14 protein-coding genes are annotated in these 16,188 nt (G+C 33.2%); 6 read left to right on the top strand and 8 right to left on the bottom strand.

The annotated features are described in order from the left end of the window. Positions 1 to 75: 75 nt before the first annotated feature. The 4 genes from QHG34_RS11080 to QHG34_RS11065 form a co-directional block, all read right to left on the bottom strand. Positions 76 to 1,032: an electron transfer flavoprotein subunit alpha/FixB family protein gene (locus QHG34_RS11080; RefSeq protein WP_282630262.1), complete on the bottom strand. Its 957-nt coding sequence runs from the start codon at positions 1,030 to 1,032 to the stop codon at positions 76 to 78. 25 nt (positions 1,033 to 1,057) lie between these two features. Beyond that, positions 1,058 to 1,804, bottom strand: coding sequence for an electron transfer flavoprotein subunit beta/FixA family protein (locus tag QHG34_RS11075; protein WP_282630261.1), 747 nt, complete (start codon positions 1,802 to 1,804; stop codon positions 1,058 to 1,060). A gap of 69 nt (positions 1,805 to 1,873) precedes the next feature. Then, the gene (gene tatC / locus QHG34_RS11070; RefSeq protein WP_282630260.1) at positions 1,874 to 2,683 is read right to left on the bottom strand and encodes a twin-arginine translocase subunit TatC; all 810 of its coding nucleotides are present in this window, start codon (positions 2,681 to 2,683) and stop codon (positions 1,874 to 1,876) included. 28 nt (positions 2,684 to 2,711) lie between these two features. Then, entirely contained in the window at positions 2,712 to 3,677 is a 966-nt protein-coding gene (locus QHG34_RS11065; protein ID WP_282630259.1) for a KpsF/GutQ family sugar-phosphate isomerase, read from the bottom strand. 152 nt (positions 3,678 to 3,829) lie between these two features. Between QHG34_RS11065 and recQ the strand changes: the two genes are divergently transcribed. From recQ to QHG34_RS11040, 5 genes are all read left to right on the top strand, one after another. Continuing rightward, positions 3,830 to 6,031: a DNA helicase RecQ gene (recQ, locus tag QHG34_RS11060; RefSeq protein WP_282630258.1), complete on the top strand. Its 2,202-nt coding sequence runs from the start codon at positions 3,830 to 3,832 to the stop codon at positions 6,029 to 6,031. A gap of 69 nt (positions 6,032 to 6,100) precedes the next feature. Then, positions 6,101 to 7,636 carry a 2,3-bisphosphoglycerate-independent phosphoglycerate mutase gene (gene gpmI, locus QHG34_RS11055; protein WP_282630257.1) on the top strand — a complete coding sequence of 512 codons (1,536 nt, stop codon included), beginning with the start codon at positions 6,101 to 6,103 and terminating at the stop codon, positions 7,634 to 7,636. A gap of 30 nt (positions 7,637 to 7,666) precedes the next feature. Then, positions 7,667 to 8,089 carry a BT0820 family HAD-type phosphatase gene (locus QHG34_RS11050; RefSeq protein WP_282630256.1) on the top strand — a complete coding sequence of 141 codons (423 nt, stop codon included), beginning with the start codon at positions 7,667 to 7,669 and terminating at the stop codon, positions 8,087 to 8,089. Further along, positions 8,086 to 8,895 (top strand): type I methionyl aminopeptidase, encoded by an 810-nt coding sequence (map, locus tag QHG34_RS11045; protein WP_282630255.1) that lies wholly within the window; start codon positions 8,086 to 8,088, stop codon positions 8,893 to 8,895. Before QHG34_RS11050 ends, map begins: the two co-directional genes overlap by 4 nt. Positions 8,896 to 8,929: 34 nt before the next feature. Continuing rightward, positions 8,930 to 9,682 (top strand): methyltransferase domain-containing protein, encoded by a 753-nt coding sequence (locus tag QHG34_RS11040; RefSeq protein ID WP_282630254.1) that lies wholly within the window; start codon positions 8,930 to 8,932, stop codon positions 9,680 to 9,682. A 38-nt stretch (positions 9,683 to 9,720) separates the two neighbouring features. On the opposite strand, the gene QHG34_RS11035 is transcribed toward QHG34_RS11040, so the two are convergent. From QHG34_RS11035 to QHG34_RS11020, 4 genes are all read right to left on the bottom strand, one after another. Then, positions 9,721 to 10,761 (bottom strand): hypothetical protein, encoded by a 1,041-nt coding sequence (locus tag QHG34_RS11035; RefSeq protein ID WP_282630253.1) that lies wholly within the window; start codon positions 10,759 to 10,761, stop codon positions 9,721 to 9,723. Continuing rightward, entirely contained in the window at positions 10,754 to 11,083 is a 330-nt protein-coding gene (locus QHG34_RS11030) for a hypothetical protein (RefSeq protein WP_282630252.1), read from the bottom strand. The genes QHG34_RS11035 and QHG34_RS11030 overlap by 8 nt, the downstream gene beginning before the upstream one ends. A gap of 137 nt (positions 11,084 to 11,220) precedes the next feature. Continuing rightward, a complete protein-coding gene (gene polA / locus QHG34_RS11025; RefSeq protein WP_282630251.1) occupies positions 11,221 to 14,058 on the bottom strand; it encodes a DNA polymerase I in 2,838 nt (945 codons plus the stop codon). Positions 14,059 to 14,133: 75 nt separating this feature from the next. Then, complete coding sequence (locus QHG34_RS11020) at positions 14,134 to 14,466, bottom strand: 2Fe-2S iron-sulfur cluster-binding family protein (protein ID WP_282630250.1); 333 nt, start codon at positions 14,464 to 14,466, stop codon at positions 14,134 to 14,136. Positions 14,467 to 14,702: 236 nt separating this feature from the next. Between QHG34_RS11020 and QHG34_RS11015 the strand changes: the two genes are divergently transcribed. Then, entirely contained in the window at positions 14,703 to 16,148 is a 1,446-nt protein-coding gene (locus QHG34_RS11015) for a hypothetical protein (protein ID WP_282630249.1), read from the top strand. Positions 16,149 to 16,188: the final 40 nt, after the last annotated feature.

The raw sequence follows: 16,188 nt of genomic DNA, 5'->3' as shown, positions 1-16,188 counted from the left end.
TTTAATCTTTTTTTAATCAATAAAAAAAATCCGAACCACCTAAATGATTCGGATTAAATTTATAAGCTTAAAATGTTAAGCTTGACCTTTATATTTTTTTAACTCTTCAGTTAATTTAGGTACAATCTCAAAAGCATCTCCTACGATTCCGTAATCAGCTGCTTTGAAGAAAGGTGCTTCTGGATCATTATTGATTACAACAATTGTTTTAGATCCGTTAACTCCAGCTAAGTGCTGAATAGCTCCTGAAATACCAACTGCGATATATAAATTTGGCGCAATTGCTTTTCCTGTTTGTCCTACGTGCTCAGCATGAGGTCTCCAACCGATATCAGCAACTGGTTTAGATGATGCTGTAGCAGCTCCTAAAACTTTTGCTAAATCTTCGATCATTCCCCAGTTTTCTGGACCTTTCATTCCACGACCTGCAGAAACTACGATATCTGCTTCTTTCAAATCGATTTTATCAGAAGAAGCCATTTCTGTTGAAACAACTTTTACTTTAGCATCTGCATCAGAAACTGATACTGAAGCTGATTCTTCTGAACCAGAAACTGCATTTTCTTTTGCTCCGAATGCGTTTTGTAAAACTGTAACGACAACTTTTCCTGAAACTGCAACAGTTTCTACTCCTTTTCCAGAGAATGCTTTACGTGCAACTGTGAATGGAGAAACTGCTGTTGGAGCTTTTTCTACATTAGTTACTAAAGATGCTCCTGTTTTGTATGCTAAAACTGGTGCTATAGTCGCTCCTTCGTTTGTTGATGGTAAAACCACAACATCTCCTTGAGCAACTTCAGCCAAAGCTTTTGCGTAAGAATTTGCATCAAATTTTGCTAAAGCTGCATTCTCAACTTTAACTACTTTAGATGCTCCATATTTATATAATTCGTCAGCAGCAGCATTTCCAAAAACGATTGCTGTAACAGTATCTCCAGCAACGTCAGCTGTAGCTTTTGCGTAAGAAACTGCTTCTAATCCTGCTTTTTTATATTTTCCGTCGTGTGACTCTGCGTATACAAAAATTGCCATTTTTTTTTTCTTTTTAGATGAATAATTAGATTACTTTAGCTTCTTCGTGTAATAATCTTACCAATTCTGCTACATTGTCTTTGTCGATTAATGTTACATTACCTCTTTCAGCAGGTTTTACATAACCAACAACTTCAACTTTAGTTTCTGTTGCTTCTGGTGCAACAACTGTGATTTGTTTTGTACGCGCTTGCATAATTCCGCGCATGTTAGGAATTCTTAATGCTGCTTCATCAACCAATCCTTTTTGTCCTGCGATAACAGCTGGTAAAGCAACTTCTACAGTTTCTTTTCCTCCGTCAATTTCGCGAACAGCTTTTGCAGAAGAACCTTCTACATCAAGACCGATACATCCGTTTACAAAACCATAATCTAACATTGCTGCAACTAATCCTGGCACAGATCCTCCGTTGTAATCAATTGATTCTTTTCCTGTTAAAACTAAATCGAAACCACCATCTTTAGCAGCTTTTGCAATTTGTGTAGCAACAAAGAAATCATCTCGAGCATCAGCATCAATACGAATTCCATCATTCGCACCAATTGCTAAAGCTTTACGCATTACAGCATCTACAGAAGCGTCTCCAACAGTTAAAATTGTAACTGTAGCACCTTGCTTCTCTTGTAATTCTACTGCTTTGTTTAAACTAAATTCATCGTGTGGGTTTATAACGAACTGAACGCCATTCTTATCAAATGATTTTCCGTCAGCTGTGAAGTTGATTTTTGCTGTAGTATCTGGTACACTACTAATACAAACTAATATCTTCATAATTTTGTGTTTACTTTTTTAAGTTATGTAAAAATAAATAAATTATTTTATTATGCAAGCATAATATCGTTAATTCTTTACTAAGTCTTGACTTTTGGCTTTTAATTGCTTCTTATAAACTGAATTTGATACAATTACACTCAATTCATACAACAACCATAACGGTACTGTGACCAATACCATACTATATACATCGTTTGGTGTAATAGCTGCTGCTATAACTAATACTACAATGAATGCGTGCTTGCGATACTCTTTCAAAAATTTTGGTGTAAGAATACCAACACTTGTTAAAAAGTATACAAATACAGGCATTAAAAACATTACTCCCATAGAAAGCAATAATTGCACAAACAAATCAATATAGCTTGGTAAAGTCCAAGTATTTCCTACTCCAAATGGATCGTAGGTAAATAAAAATTGTGTACACAATGGTAACAACATATAATAACTAAACAAGACTCCTAAAACAAAGAAAAATGTTACTGCAAAAATCGTAAATCCTGCATATTTACGTTCTGTTTCTTTAAGTGCTGGTTTTACAAAACGCCACAATTCATAGATAATGTATGGTATTGCTAAAATGACACCACAAACTATTACTGCAAAAAATTGTGATGTAATTTGTCCTGATGGATTAAGATTGGTCAAATCTTTCGAAATATCAAAAGAGTCTGTGTATATCTTTCCGAAACCAGTCAATTCTCCGAATTGATTAAAGACATCAAACGTAGGGAAACTAGACTTTAATGGCGCCATAATCACATGTTCTACCAATTCGTCCCAATAAATTGCAACACCTATTGAGGTTACAATTAATGCTAAAATAGAACGTACTAAATGTCCTCTTAACTCACCAACATGAGCTAGAAAAGACATATTTGTTTTCACTTCTTTTGCCATACGCTTATTCTATTCCTTCGTTTAAGATTGAGTGAATATCTAAAATTCCGAAATAATGATTTTCTTCATCCACAACAACTAATTGTCCGATACTATTATGACGCAAAATAGCTAATGCCTCTCTTGCTTTCTCAGCTTTATTAATTGTTTTCGGATTCATTGAAGCAATATCTTTTGCTGTTAAATGATGAAAAGTTTCATTATTTAATAACATTCGACGTAAATCACCATCTGTAATAACTCCTACGATTTTATCTTCATCAATCACAACAGTAATTCCATGGCGACCAGAAGTCAACGAATTTATCACTTCTGTAATCGAAGAATCTGGATTGACAAATGGTTTTCTTTCTGGATCAACAATATTTTCAACTGTCCATAAAAGACGTTTTCCTAAAGCTCCACCAGGATGATATTTCGCAAAATCATTTTGCGTAAATGCTCTCATTTTCATCAAAGCTACAGCCAAAGCATCTCCCATTACCAACTGAGCTGTTGTAGAAGTTGTTGGCGCTAAATTAACTGGACAAGCTTCTTTTGTTACATTAACATCTAAAACAATATCCGAATTTTTTGCTAATTCTGACTTCAGATTTGATGTTAAACCAATCAAGACGGAAGCATACTGTTTAAGAATTGGTGCCAAATAAGTAATCTCTGGTGTATTTCCACTTTTAGAAATACAAATCACAACATCCTCTGGTCTTACTAATCCTAAATCTCCATGTATTGCCTCTGTGGCATGTAAAAATTGACTTGGTGTACCTGTAGAATTCAAAGTTGCTACAATTTTATTTGCAATATGTGCACTTTTTCCTACTCCAACAACTACCAACTTTCCTTTCGTGTTATATATCGCATTTACCGCATCTACAAAAGATTCGTTAATACGAGAAGCTATCGCTCCTAACTCCTGAATTTCTTCTTGAAAAACTTCTTGAGCAATCTGTATTAAATCTGAATTCTTCACAATAAAATTTCTATTGTCTATTTTTAAAATTTGTCGTACTTTTACTCTCCTTTTTTATTATCACTCAATTATATAAAAATTTTGTGTATATTTAGAGGTATCAAATATAGGAACTATTTAATTTATAATATTAATTTTAGTCTTTTGTGTAGATGGAAGCCACTTCGAAAAACCTAACATCTTACCTAAAAAAATATTTTGGTTTCGACCAATTTAAAGGACAGCAGCATGAAATCATTACAAGCTTACTCAATAAAGAAGATGTATTTGTTTTGATGCCAACTGGCGGAGGTAAGTCTTTATGTTATCAATTACCGGCATTAATGTCAGATGGAGTAGCGATTATTGTTTCGCCTTTAATCGCTCTAATGAAGAATCAAGTAGACGCAATTCGTGGAATTTCAGAAAATAATGGGATTGCTCACGTTTTAAACTCATCTCTTAATAAATCTGAAACCAAAACGGTGATGACAGATATTAAAGATGGCGTTACCAAAATGTTATATGTTGCACCAGAATCTTTGACTAAAGAAGAATACATTGATTTTTTTAAATCGGTAAAAATTTCTTTTTTTGGAATCGATGAGGCGCATTGTATCTCCGAATGGGGACATGATTTTCGTCCAGAATATCGCAATTTAAAAGCGATTATCAATAAAATTGGTGATGCACCAATTATTGCACTTACTGCAACTGCAACACCTAAAGTACAAGAAGATATTCAGAAAACTTTAGGAATGCAAAGCGCCAAAGTGTTCAAAGATTCGTTTAACCGTACCAATTTATTTTACGAAATCCGTCCAAAGGTTGATCAAGACAAACAAATCATCAAATTTATCAAACAAAACGAAGGTAAATCTGGTGTAATTTATTGCTTGAGTCGTAAAAAAGTTGAAGAAATTACGCAACTTTTACAAGTAAACGGAATCAATGCAATTCCTTATCACGCAGGTTTAGATGCCAAAACACGTAGCAAACATCAAGATATGTTTTTGATGGAAGATGCAAGCGTGGTTGTCGCAACTATTGCTTTTGGTATGGGAATCGATAAGCCAGACGTACGTTTTGTTATGCATTACGATATGCCAAAATCGTTAGAAAGTTATTATCAAGAAACTGGACGTGCTGGTCGCGATGGTGGCGAAGGTGTTTGTATTTCTTTCTATGATTATAAGGATATAGAAAAATTAGAAAAATTCTTAGCGAGCAAACCAGTTGCAGAACGAGAGGTTGGAATGCAATTACTTTCGGAAGTTGTGGCCTATGCAGAAACTTCTATGTCGCGACGAAAATTCTTACTGCATTATTTTGGAGAAGAATTTGACGAAAAGAATGGATTAGGAGCAAACATGGACGACAATATGCGCAATCCTAAAAAAATGATTGAAGCAAAAGATGATGCAATCATTGCTTTAGATGTTGTTCAAAAAACCAATCAAAAACTAAAACTGAACGATATTGTAAATGTAATTGTAGGAAAAGAAACTTCTATTACAAAATCTTACAATTTGAGTTCAGAAGCATTTTTTGGTATAGGAAAAGATAAAGAAGACTATTATTGGAAATCAATTTTGCGCCAATTAATTGTTCGAAATTTTCTTGAAAAAGAAATCGAATCGTATGGTGTTTTAAAAGTAACAAAAGCAGGAAAAGAATTTATTTCCAAACCTACTTCTTTTGATATTGCTGAAGACATCGATTTCAAAAAATTATTATCAGAAGGAAGCTTTGAGAAAGAAGAAACGTCTACAACTCCAGCAGCTTTTGATGATATTTTACTGAAACAATTAAAAGAATTACGTAAAAAAATCGCAAAAAAACATCAAATTCCTCCATTCGCAGTATTTCAAGATACAAGTTTGGATGATATGACGATGCAATATCCTACAACCATCAAAGAATTAACAAATGTATTTGGAGTTGGAGAAGGAAAGGCTCAAAAATTTGGAAAAGATTTTGTTGATTTTATTGCTCAATATGTAAAAGACAACGATATCGTTCGTCCAGAAGATATGGTGATTAAGCAGGTTGCGGACAAATCTAGCCACAAAGTTTATATCATACAGTCAACGGACAGAAAATTAAATTTAGAAGATGTTGCTGAAGCTAAAAATCTTTCAATGAGCGATTTACTTTCGGAGATGGAAAGTATCGTTTACCAAGGAACAAAGCTTAACATTAATTATTATATTGACGATATTTTAGACGAAGATCAACAAGAAGAAATTTATGACTTCTTAATGGAATCTGAATCTGACTCGATGTCAACATTATTAAAAGAATTTAGCGATGATTATGATGAAGAAGAATTACGTTTAATGCGTATAAAATTCATCAGCGATGTAGCAAATTAATTATCATCATGAGAAATAAAATTTCAGCCCGAGGATTTGTATCTTTGGGCTGAATTATTACAAGACAAAATGAATAACAAAGCAATATTAATGATTTTAGATGGCTGGGGAATTGGACCAAATCCTGCTGTCTCTGCTATCGCAAAAGCAAATACACCTTTTATTGATAGTTGTTTCGAAAAATTTCCACATTCTACTTTAGATACTTTTGGTTTAGCTGTTGGTTTACCAGAAGGGCAAATGGGTAATTCTGAAGTAGGTCATATGAATTTAGGTGCCGGACGCGTTGTTTTCCAAAACTTAGTTCGTATCAATATGGCTACTGAGAACGGAACTTTTCAGACGGAACCTATCTTAAAAGATGCTTTTGAGTATGCTTTAAAAAACAATAAAAAAGTACACTTCATCGGATTAGTTTCTAATGGTGGTGTACACTCACATATCAATCACCTAAAAGGTTTGTTGGATGCAGCAAAAAATTTAGGATTAAATGAAAACGTTTTTGTTCATGCTTTTACAGATGGTCGCGATACTGATCCGAAATCTGGCGAAGGATTTATTACAGAATTAATGAATCACATGACAAAATCGACAGGAGAACTTGCTTCGATAACAGGTCGTTATTATGCAATGGATCGTGACAAACGTTGGGAACGTGTAAAACTAGCCTATGATGCAATGGTAAATGCAGTTGGTCAAAAAACGACAAATCCATTAGAAGCAATTCGAACGTCATATAACGAAGGCGTAACTGACGAATTCATCAAACCGATTATTGTAACAGACGAAAATGGTCAGCCAAAAGCAAAAATTGAAAATGATGATGTAGTCATTTGTTTCAATTTCAGAACAGATCGTGGACGAGAAATCACAGAAGTTTTAACACAGAAAGATTTCCCTGATTATGAAATGCATAAACTGAATCTTAAATACATTACACTAACTGAGTACGATGCAACATACACAGGTGTTGCCGTTATTTATGATGATAGTAATATTGTAAATACGTTAGGAGAAGTTATTGCAAATGCAGGTCGTAAACAAATTCGAATTGCTGAAACAGAAAAATATCCGCACGTTACATTTTTCTTTAATGGAGGTCGTGAAGAGCCTTTTGAAGGTGAAACACGTATTTTATGTGCTTCTCCAAGAGATGTGGCGACTTACGACTTGAAACCAGAAATGGCTGCTTATGATATTACAAACGCAATAGTACCTGAAATTGAAAAAGAATCAGCTGATTTTATTTGTCTAAACTTTGCCAATACAGACATGGTAGGACATACTGGTGTAATGTCTGCAGCAATAAAAGCTGCCGAAGTCGTAGATTCTTGTGCAGAAAAAATTGTAAATGCAGCATTAGAAAAAGGATACAATGTAGTAATATTAGCTGATCATGGTAACTCTGACTTTATGGTAAACGAGGACGGATCGCCAAATACACAACATACAACGAACCCTGTTCCGTTTATTTTAGCTCAGAAAAATATCGAATGGAATGTTGAGCATGGTAAACTTGGAGATATTGCCCCAACTATCTTAACTTTGATGGGAATTGAAATTCCGGCTGAGATGACTGGAAACATTATCGCTCATAAAATATAACTTAACAAACATACTAAACACGAAATAAATATGATAAATAAAATTATTGCTGTTGATTTTGATGGGACAATTGTTGATGACAAATATCCTGAAATTGGAAAAGCGAAGATTTTTGCTTTCGAAACATTGAAACAATTACAAAATGACGGTTATCGTCTTACTTTATGGACATATCGTAGTGGAAAATATTTAGACGAAGCTGTAGAATTTTGTAAACAAAATGGAATCGAGTTTTACGCAATCAACAATAGTTTTGATGGCGAAGATTTTGACAAAAACACACAAAGTCGAAAAATAAATGCAGATTTATTTATTGACGATCGCAACTTAGGTGGTTTCCCAGGTTGGAGTGACGTTTATCAAATTATTACTAAAAAAATTGAATTAAGTGTTCACGCTAACGGACAAGAAGCGCCTAAGAAGAAAAAGAAAAGAGGATTTTTCGGATTATGATACATTTAAAAAATAAAGAAGAACTTGAGTTAATGTACCTAAGTGCTCAATTGGTTTCAAAAACCTTGGGTATGTTAGCCAAAGAAGTAGTACCTGGTGTCACAACCAATCATTTAGATAAATTAGGAGGAGAATTTATTCGCGACAATGGTGGATATCCTGCATTTTTAGGAATGTATGACTTTCCTAAAAACCTTTGTATTTCTCCTAATCAAGAAGTTGTTCACGGAATTCCAAATGATAAACCATTAAAGGAAGGTGATATTGTATCTGTTGATTGTGGTGTTTACATGAATGATTTTTACGGAGATCACGCTTATACATTCGCTGTTGGAGAAGTAGATGCTGAAACTGAAAAATTATTGCGAATTACAAAAGAATCAATGTTCAAAGGAATTGAGCAAATGAAGAAAGGTAATCGTGTGGGTGATATTGGTTATGCAATTCAGAACTATTGCGAAAAAGAAGGTTACGGAATCGTTCGCGAGTTAGTTGGACACGGATTAGGTCGTAAAATGCACGAAGAACCACAAGTGCCAAATTATGGACGTCGTGGATCGGGTAAAAAAATCGAGGAAGGAATGGTTTTAGCCATCGAACCAATGGTGAATATGGGAACTGAAAAAGTTTTCTTTCATCCAGATGGCTGGACAGTGACAACGCGCGATGATAAATATTCGGCTCACTTCGAACACGATGTTTGTGTGGTAGATGGCGAACCAAAATTGTTATCAACTTATCAGTTTATTTACGATGCTTTAGGTATTGTATCTGACGAAGAAAAACCATTTTTATTCAAACCCTAAGAAAACTTTTGTGAAAAAGCTTTTAAAAAAAATCATGAATCTTCTACCTCGTCCATTATTGATACAAGGTAGTTATGTTGTACGACCAATTTTAGTTTGGTTTATGAAAGGAAATCGTTTCGTAGATCCAATTGATAATCAAGGTTATTATAGTTTATTGCCTTATGGCTACGAAAAACAACGCGATAATGTACTTTCTCCGGGAACTTTCTCGTTAGAAAGGCACCGTTTGATGTGGTTGTACTTAAAAAATGAATCGTCTTTTTTTACCGAAAAAGCGAAAGTTTTGCACATTGCACCAGAGCAATCTTTTATCAAGCGTTTTCGTGCGATGGACAATTTAGAATACATTACAAGCGACTTAGAATCGCCTTTGGCAGATGTAAAAGCAGATATTTGTGATTTACCTTTTGGTGATGATACATTTGATATTGTTTTTTGTAATCACGTTTTGGAACATATTCCTGACGATCACAAAGCAATGAGTGAATTATTTCGAGTGATGAAACCTGGAGGTTGGGGAATTTTACAAGTTCCGATTTCGTATCAGCGCGATGTGACGTACGAAGATCCTACTGTTACAACAAAAGAAGAACGTAAAGAAAAATTTGGGCAATACGATCACGTTCGTGTCTATGGTTTAGATTATTACAAACGTTTGGAAGATGTAGGTTTTATCGTCGAAAAAGTAGATTACACGAAACAAATTCCGTCGGAAGATGTTCAAAAATATTGCCTAGAAAAAGGTGAAATTTTACCTGTGGTTCGCAAACCAAAAGCTGAATAAAATATAAAATCCAAGAAAATTATTTCTTGGATTTTTATTTATTTAAAGCTTCTACGAATGTCCATTTTCTCATTCACCGATTTGTTGAATTCTGGAAAAGGTTGCGTGCTAAAATCTTTGACTTCAAGGTTTATTCTTACATCATTTGTATGTTGACTCTTATCTTCTTCTAAATAAGTTGAATTCCAATTTCTATAACTTTCCTTTAAAATCCATTTATTTTGATAAGGTCTGTATTTATAAACAACTTCATTATTATTTATCGTATATCCAAGTTCTTCATTGTGATCATTTTTTCTTATTATCGAACTTTGAATAATTGCAAAAGTTTCCTTATCAATTAAAAAATTACAAACAAAATCAACTTTCAAATTTTTAAATTCTACTTCATAAATATATCTATCAGCATATTTAGAAATTCTAACAGTTTCCTCATCATATTTTTTTTCAGATAATCGTAATTGCATTTTCTTTACAAAATCTAATAAAGATATATGATTAAAATAATCATTCATTCGATACAATGATTTTTGCTGTAAACCTTCTCCAATTATTCTATTATTTACTACATTCTTTGAATAAATTTTCACTTGATCTTTTTTGAATCTAAATTGTAAATCAACATCAATTAAATCTCTGTTAATTGAATCTATAACTGCATCAAGAATAAAATTCACTTTATAAAAATGCTGTTCTGTATTGAAATTCTTATCATAATTTTCAATCACTTTTTTCAAAATATCTTCTGCCTTCAGGTTTGTAATGAACGCTTCTTGAAGTTCTACTTCCGAAACTTTTTCGAGTTTAATATTGAGATCAGATTTCAAATCCGAAACTTTCAAAACTGCATCTTGATAATCTTTTTTCGAAACAATTAATTCATCCGTTTGCGAAACATTAGTCAAATGAACAATCGCTTTTCCTTGTTGATCCGTAACAAAATTCTTAGTCGAATTTTTGAAATAAATATCCGCATCATCAATTGATAAATCATCCGAAAAGTCGGTAATTTTTATGTTTACAATTTGTCCATTCACCGAAATTGTAAATAACATAAAAAGATAAAATAGTTTAATCATCTTTTTTGATTACAATAGGATTATCAACAATTTCTTTTCCTTGTTTAATTTCGATAAGAATATCATTTTTAAAAATTAAAATATTTTCGACAGTCACATGATCGTTTCCTGTCCATAATGCCTCTTTGTAATACAATAAATCCATTTTTTCGGTAGAATTCTCCATTCGAGATTCTATTTTAAATGGTTTTCCTAATTGCTTTTCAACTTCGGTTTTAGACATTTCTAATCGAATATCTTTTTTGACAAGCATACTTTGTCTGTTCACAATACAGGAAGTTAAAACCAAAGCGCTTGTTAAAATAAGAAGTAGTTTTTTCATAGTTATTTAAATGATTTACGATAAAGATATATTTTAAAACTGTTAAGAATTTGTGAATCATGAAGTTTTAAATATATTTTAACAAAAAAACGCCACTCAATGAGTGGCGTTTATAAAATATTGTAATAGTTAAAATTTTAGTGTGCTTCTAACCAATTCGCTCCTACTCCGACTTCTGCAATTAACGGAACATCCATTTGCATTGCCGCTTCCATAGTCGATTTGATTAATTCAGAAACTTTTTCTACCTCATCTTTTGGCGCATCAAAAATTAACTCATCATGCACTTGCAAAATCATTTTTGTTTGATAATTTTTCTTCAATTCTTTCTGAATTTGAATCATTGCCATTTTCACGATATCCGCCGCAGTTCCCTGTATTGGCGCATTTACAGCATTTCGCTCAGCATGCGAACGCACTACAGCATTACCTGAATTAATATCTTTCAAATAACGACGACGTCCCATCAACGTTTCTACAAAACCTTGATCACGAGCGACCTCAACTTGTTTTTCGATATACGCTTTCAACGTTGGATATGTTTCGTAATACGCATCAATCAATGCTTTGGCTTCTTTTCGCGAAATATTTGCTTGCTCCGCCAATCCAAACGACGAAACACCATAAATAATTCCGAAATTAACTGTTTTTGCTTGACTACGTTGTTCACGCGTAACCTCTTCCAACGCAACATTGAAAACTTTTGCGGCAGTAGAAGCGTGAATATCTTCTCCATGTTTGAAAGCTTCTACCATTGCAGGATCTTGTGACATTTGCGCAATCAAACGCAATTCAATTTGCGAATAATCGGCAGAAATAATCACATGATTTTCATCTCTCGCAACAAAGGCTTTACGAATCTGCTGTCCAGCTTCCGAACGAATCGGAATGTTTTGTAAATTCGGATTTACAGAAGACAAACGTCCCGTTGCAGCAACTGTTTGCGCATAAGTTGTATGGACGCGACCAGTTTTTGGATTCACCAATTCTGGCAACGCATCAATATAAGTCGATTTTAATTTTTGTAATTGACGATATTCTAAAATATCATTGATAATTGGATGTTTATCTTTCAGTTTCGATAAAATTTCTTCTCCTGTTGCGTATTGTCCAGTTTTGGTTTTCTTCGCTTTTGGATCTAATTGTAATTTATCAAACAAGATTTCTCCCAATTGTTTTGGCGAATTAAGATTGAATTCTTCGCCAGCATCTTCCTGTATTTTTGCCTCCAAAGCACGCAATGTAGCTTCGTGTTTTACAGAAAGTTCTTTCAGAAAAGGAACATCCAAATTAACACCTTCCAATTCCATATCAGCCAAAACTTGCATCAATGGCATTTCAAGATCAGTGAATAATTTGTGCGTATTTGCTTTGATTAATTCAGGCTCGAAAAGATTTTTCAATTGATTTGTAATATCAGAATCTTCTACGCCATATTCGGTTTGCTCCATTAACGGAACATCACGGAAATTCTTTTGATTTTTCCCTTTTTTACCAATCAAACTTTCAATTGAAACGGGTTGATAACTCAAATACGTTTCCGACAATACGTCCATATTGTGACGCATATCTGGATTAATCAAATAATGAGCAATCATCGTATCAAAATTTTGACCTAAAACAACAATGTCATATTTGTTTAAAACTTTGATATCATATTTTAGATTTTGACCAATTTTCGAAATTGATTCATCTTCAAAAAATGGTTTAAATTCGTTTATAATTGCTTTTGTTTCTTCGAAATCTGCTGAAAAAGGAACATAATAACCTTTTCCTTTTTCCCAAGAAAATGAAATTCCAACCAATTCTGCTTCTAAAGCATCCAAAGAAGTTGTTTCCGTATCGAACGTCACTTCTTTTTGTTTTAGTATATTTCGTAATAAAATTTCACGACCTTTTTTCGTATCGATTAATTGATACAAATGATTCGTTGTTGAAATATCTGTAAACGCAGAATTTTGAGGAATAATCTCTTCATCAGAAGTAAAATCAAACAAAGATTGTTGAGCTGTTTGTGCTTGATTAGACGAAACTTGACTTGCCGCAGAAATTTCTTCTTGCGCTTCTTTAATAATTCCAGAAGCATCCAAACCATAAATTCTGTAAACCGTTTCTAACATACGACGGAACTCTAATTCCGTGAACAATTCAGTTACTTTTTCAATATCTGGTGGACAAACTGTTAAATCTTCTTCATCAAATTCAACTGGAGCATCAGTAATAATTGTCGCTAATTTTTTCGAAAGAATCCCAAGTTCTTTATTTTCTTCAATCTTTTCTTTGGCTTTACCTTTCAGCTTATCTGTATTCGCTAAAAGTCCTTCCATCGAACCAAATTCCTTCAAATATTTACTCGCTGTTTTCGCTCCAACACCTGGTAAACCTGGAATATTATCCACTGCGTCACCCATCATTCCAAGATAATCAATCACTTGAATTGGATCGTCGATTTCGAAACGTTCTTTTACTTCTTCAATTCCCCAAATCTCCACACCTTTTCCGTTTGCAGCAGGACGATACATCTTGATTTTATCCGTAACCAATTGCGCAAAATCCTTATCTGGCGTCACCATATAGGTTGTATAACCTTCTTTTTCTGCTTTTTGAGCCAACGTTCCAATTACATCATCTGCTTCGTAACCTTCGGCAAAAAGCACTGGAATTTTTAACGCTCGTAAGATATCTTGAATATACGGAACACCTTGACGAATAGCTTCTGGCGTTTCATCACGATTTGCTTTATATTCAGGAAAATCTACCGTACGAACTGTTGCTTGACCAACATCAAAAACAACTGCTAAATGCGTTGGTTGTTCACGACGAATAACATCGAACAAGGAATTTGTAAATCCCATAATTGCCGATGTATTGAACCCTTTTGAGTTGATTCGTGGATTTTTGATAAATGCATAATATCCTCTAAAAATAAGAGCATAAGCATCTAACAAAAAAAGTCTTTTATCTAATTGATTCATATAATTTTCGTTATGCGAAAAGCGATGAGCGTTAAGCGAAAATTCTCGCAAATCGCTAACCGCAATACGTTTATTTTAATATTCTGGCGCTAATTCTACGACCAAACCATTCATTTCTTCTGCAATATGTAACTGACAACCTAAACGTGAGTTATCTTTCACATTAAAAGCCTCTGCTAACATTGCATCTTCGTCTGGTGTCATTTCTGGTAACTGAATTTCTGGTGTCAACACATAACATTGACAAGAGGCACACATTGCCATACCTCCACAAACACCTATTGTTCCTTCTGGCGCTAATTCGTATGCACGAACTAACTCCATAATATTCATATTCATATCAGTAGGCGCATCAACTTCATGTGAAACACCTTCTCTATCTATAATTGTAATTTTAATATCTGACATAATTCTTTTTCAAGTTAGACAAAAATACGGATACTTTGTCTGCAAAAAAAGAATATGATTCATTGGATGATATTTAATAATAAATTTAAATAAGGATTAGAATAATCAACCAAGTTTATTTTAAATTTAACAAAAGAACCTATCGATTAAATTCTATTTTGATATAAAAATGGATTTTAAAAACTAACTAAAAACTATTATTGTATTTTTGTAATGAAAAATTAAATTAACACTCATTGAATAAATTTTTACCACTAATATTATTTTGTTCTACATATGGACTTGGGCAAAATATTTTATCATTTAGTAACGATCAGTTTATTGGAATAAATGGAGCCACTTTCTCTCCTACAACTCCGTATTTTAATCCAAATAAATGGGATATAAATGTGATATCTGAAGATGTTATTTTTAAGAATGATTATGCTTATATCTCGGATCAAAGTGTATTAGGATTAACTAAAGGAAAAATAAAGAGAGCCAATCCGCACCAAGGAATAACAGGTGATTCAGAATCAAATGTTTTAGATTTTTATAAAAGTAATTTTGTTAATTATCAGATGGAAAATGATGTAATGGGACCTTCCGTTTCTTTCAAGAAAATGATTAACAATCAAACTTTTAGATTTGGAATTTTCACTCGTTTACGCACGCATGGATCTGTCAAAAAGTTTGACAACTATATGCGTTATTCTAACGAACAAATTTTAGAGCCTGAAGAATATTCTTTTCAACCTGTTAAAACAAATGCAATGAATTGGGCTGAATTGGGTCTAAACATTTCTACCAATCTTTACACAACCAATACTGAAGAGTTAATTATTGGAGCTAATATTAAATATGCATTGGGATTAGATGGTGCAATTATAAATAGTCGCAATCCTATTTCTCTTGAAGCTTTTCTTAATCCAAGTAGTACACTTACAAATCCAGAAGCTGATATTTATGCGTCTAACTATAATATTGAAGCAAGCTATGCTACAAATTATGATTTTGACCGAGATAAATACGTCCTAAGAAATAGAGGTAATGGAGCTGGAGTTGACCTGGGAATAGCGTATGTAAAACGAAGATTAAATGATGAGTTGTACGATTTTAAATTCGCGGCAAACTTAATGGACATAGGAATGGTTAACTTTAGAGGAGAAAATCATCATTTTTATAACCCCTCTCAAAGTGTACAAATTAGAAATAATCCAAGATTAGATAATATTCCATTTGAGAGTGTGGATCAGTATTTAAAACTTTTGAGCAATGAGGTTTACGGAAACGAAACACAATCTAAAGTTGGTGACAAATTTAGTATTGGTTTACCAACTAGTTTGCATATCAATACAAGTAAACAAATAAAACCTAATCATTATTGGAGTATTAACTGGATTCAGCGAACACCTATTTTTGAAAACAGTTTAAAACGAACAAATGTTTTACAAACCTCTTATTCTATTCAGAAAGATGGTTTCGGTATTGGAACTTCATTATCGATGTACGAATATGAAAAACTTACTTTTGGAGGTTACGTAAGAATTGGACCTTTAATATTAGGAAGTGATAATGCTATACCTTTAGTTTTTAAACAGAAAAAATTAAATTCTGCGAACTTTTATTTTGGACTAAAATTTTATCCTTTTTGGGACAATGAACAAAAAAGACGAAGTAGAGAAACATGTGATTGTGAATAAAAAAACCTCCCAAAAAAAGGGAGGTTTTTACAATTTATAG

Source organism: Empedobacter sedimenti (assembly GCF_030005555.1).
Taxonomy (GTDB): Bacteria; Bacteroidota; Bacteroidia; order Flavobacteriales; family Weeksellaceae; genus Empedobacter; species Empedobacter sedimenti.
The sequence above is the reverse complement of the archived record's forward strand: the minus strand, read 5'-3'. Positions and strand labels throughout refer to the sequence as shown.

Coding starts and splice junctions, on each gene's coding strand:
- polA (WP_282630251.1), bottom strand. CDS start 14,058: ATGAATCAATTAGATAAAAGACTTTTTTTGTTAGATGCTTATGCTCTT.
- recQ (WP_282630258.1), top strand. CDS start 3,830: ATGGAAGCCACTTCGAAAAACCTAACATCTTACCTAAAAAAATATTTT.
- tatC (WP_282630260.1), bottom strand. CDS start 2,683: ATGTCTTTTCTAGCTCATGTTGGTGAGTTAAGAGGACATTTAGTACGT.
- QHG34_RS11075 (WP_282630261.1), bottom strand. CDS start 1,804: ATGAAGATATTAGTTTGTATTAGTAGTGTACCAGATACTACAGCAAAA.
- QHG34_RS11020 (WP_282630250.1), bottom strand. CDS start 14,466: ATGTCAGATATTAAAATTACAATTATAGATAGAGAAGGTGTTTCACAT.
- gpmI (WP_282630257.1), top strand. CDS start 6,101: ATGAATAACAAAGCAATATTAATGATTTTAGATGGCTGGGGAATTGGA.
- QHG34_RS11035 (WP_282630253.1), bottom strand. CDS start 10,761: ATGATTAAACTATTTTATCTTTTTATGTTATTTACAATTTCGGTGAAT.
- map (WP_282630255.1), top strand. CDS start 8,086: ATGATACATTTAAAAAATAAAGAAGAACTTGAGTTAATGTACCTAAGT.
- QHG34_RS11040 (WP_282630254.1), top strand. CDS start 8,930: ATGAATCTTCTACCTCGTCCATTATTGATACAAGGTAGTTATGTTGTA.
- QHG34_RS11050 (WP_282630256.1), top strand. CDS start 7,667: ATGATAAATAAAATTATTGCTGTTGATTTTGATGGGACAATTGTTGAT.
- QHG34_RS11030 (WP_282630252.1), bottom strand. CDS start 11,083: ATGAAAAAACTACTTCTTATTTTAACAAGCGCTTTGGTTTTAACTTCC.
- QHG34_RS11080 (WP_282630262.1), bottom strand. CDS start 1,032: ATGGCAATTTTTGTATACGCAGAGTCACACGACGGAAAATATAAAAAA.